This window comes from Allobosea sp. CER48, assembly GCF_044752385.1.
In the GTDB taxonomy this organism is placed as follows: Bacteria; Pseudomonadota; Alphaproteobacteria; order Rhizobiales; family Beijerinckiaceae; genus Allobosea.
This window is the reverse complement of sequence record NZ_JBIWYK010000560.1, coordinates 1-1,784: the sequence shown is the minus strand read 5'-3', so window position 1 is coordinate 1,784 and position 1,784 is coordinate 1. Positions and strand designations below refer to the sequence as shown.

2 protein-coding genes are annotated in these 1,784 nt (G+C 67.5%); one reads left to right on the top strand and one right to left on the bottom strand.

Annotation, left to right across the window (positions count from 1 at the left end; translation table 11 throughout):
• A partial coding sequence (locus ACIPIA_RS15520; RefSeq protein ID WP_400510848.1) for a LysR family transcriptional regulator occupies positions 1 to 404 on the bottom strand: 404 nt, incomplete at its 3' end.
• Positions 405 to 528: 124 nt separating this feature from the next.
• Between ACIPIA_RS15520 and ACIPIA_RS15515 the strand changes: the two genes are divergently transcribed.
• Positions 529 to 1,784 (top strand): serine hydroxymethyltransferase (locus tag ACIPIA_RS15515; RefSeq protein ID WP_400510846.1); only part of this gene is annotated, 1,256 nt, incomplete at its 3' end.

Sequence of the window (1,784 nt, the reverse complement as noted above, 5' to 3'; positions counted from 1 at the left end):
GCCTCCATTGCAGACAGCGAGACCTGCAGATTCGGGAAGGCCTGCTGCAGCGCCGGCAGGCGCGGCGAGAGCCAGAGCTGGGCGAGGCAGGGCAGGGCGGCGATGGCAAGCGGGCGGTGTGGCTCCGCCTCGCGCAGGGTCTGGACGGCCTGTCCGAGAATGTCGAAGCCGCGGGTCAGCCGCGGCAATGCCTCGCGTGCGGCGTCTGTCAGGGTGACGCCCTGCGCCATCCGCCTGAACACCGGGAAGCCGAGGGTCGCTTCGAGCTGCCGGATCTGCTGGGTCACGGCGCCGGCGGTCACGCCGAGTTCGTCCGCTGCCCGGGTGAAGCTCTCCAGCCGCGCGGCCGCCTCGAAGGCGCGCAACGCTTTGAGCGAGGGCAGGCGCGGGCGAGGCGGCTTCACGGGCACGGCTGCGGCTCCGATTCGAGGCTGAGATTTTCTCATCCTGCGAACGAGGAATACTCGTTTGCACGGGGCTCGGCAAACCGCTGTTATGGCGCAAGCCAGCGAGAGCGGGGGGATGGGTATGACGGCATTGGGCAGACGCGATTGGGTGCCGCAGGCGAGCGAGGACTATGTGCTCAAGGTCGCCGGCGAGACGGCGAGCCAGCCGCTCGACGCCATTGCAGCGCGGCTCGATGCACTGGCGGCCGAGAATCGCGCCATCCATGAGCGCGACTGCGTAAACCTGAACCCGGCCACAAATGTCATGAACCCGAAGGCCGAAGCTCTGCTTTCGGCCGGGATCGGGGCGCGGCCCTCGCTGGGCTATCCCGGCGACAAATACGAGATGGGGCTGGAGGCGATCGAGCAGATCGAGATCATCACCGCCGAACTCGCTGCCGAGGTCTTCGGCGCGAGATATGCGGAGATCAGGGTGCCGTCGGGCGCCATCGCCAATCTCTACGCCTTCATGGTCGCGGCCAGGGCCGGCGACTGCATCATCGCACCGCCGGGCGAGATCGGCGGCCACGTTACCCATCACGGCGCGGGCGCCGCGGGACTGTACGGCATCGTCACCCACCCCGCTCCGATCGACCCGGTGAATTACACCGTCGATATCGGCAAGCTCAGGGCGGATGCGCTACGGCTGCGGCCGAAGCTGATCTCGATCGGCGGCAGCCTCAACCTCTTCCCGCATCCGATCCGCGAGATCCGTGCCATTGCCGATGAGATCGGTGCGCTGGTGCTGTTCGATGCGGCGCATATGTCGGGCATGATCGCCGGCCAAGGCTGGCAGCAGCCATTGGAGGAAGGTGCCCATCTGATGACGATGAGCACATACAAGAGCCTCGGCGGCCCGCCTTCCGGGCTGATCCTGACAAACGACGCGGAGATCGCCAGGAAGCTCGACGCCGTCGCCTATCCCGGGCTGACCGCGAATTTCGATGCGGCGAAATCGGCGTCGCTTGCGGTATCGCTGCTGGACTGGAAGGCGCATGGCCGCGCCTACGCGCAGGAGATGGCGAAAACCGCGAAGGCATTGGCCGAGGCTTTGGCCGAGCGGCAAGTACCGGTCTTCGCCCGCGACCGCGGCATGACGACATCGCATCAGTTCGCAATCGAGGCCGCGCCCTATGGCGGCGGGCAGGCCGCGGCGAAGGCGCTGCGGGCGGTCAACATCCTGTCCTGCGGCATCGGGCTGCCGCTGCCGCCGGTGGAAGGGGACGTCAACGGACTCAGGTTGGGGACGCCGGAGATCGTGCGTTTCGGCATGACCTCCGCTGATATGCCGGAGCTCGCGGGCTACATCGCGGAAGGGCTCAACGGCTCGCGCTCAGC